This window comes from Bacillus cereus group sp. BfR-BA-01311, assembly GCF_022664295.1.
Lineage (GTDB): Bacteria > Bacillota > Bacilli > Bacillales > Bacillaceae_G > Bacillus_A > Bacillus_A cereus.
In genome coordinates this window covers 1-291 of record NZ_JAKUHC010000045.1, presented here as the reverse complement: position 1 = coordinate 291, position 291 = coordinate 1, and the positions used below count along the sequence as shown (strand labels likewise).

The window sequence follows — 291 nt, the reverse complement described above, 5'->3', positions numbered from 1 at the left end:
ATGATCAGGTTGATAGGTTCGAGGTGGAAGCATGGTGACATGTGGAGCTGACGAATACTAATAGATCGAGGACTTAACCATATAATATGTAGCAATGTTATCTAGTTTTGAGAGAACATAAAAAACTTGTTGACTTTTAAAGTAAATAAGTTATAATAATGATTGTCTCAAAAGAATAATGTCTGGTAATGATGGCAGAGAGGTCACACCCGTTCCCATACCGAACACGGAAGTTAAGCTCTCTAGCGCCGATGGTAGTTGGGACCTTGTCCCTGTGAGAGTAGGACGTTG

1 rRNA gene is annotated in these 291 nt (G+C 40.2%); it reads left to right on the top strand.

Annotated elements, in window-relative coordinates:
- Positions 1-181: 181 nt before the first annotated feature.
- Positions 182-291: ribosomal RNA gene (gene rrf / locus MR136_RS28345) — 5S ribosomal RNA — on the top strand; the annotation flags it as partial.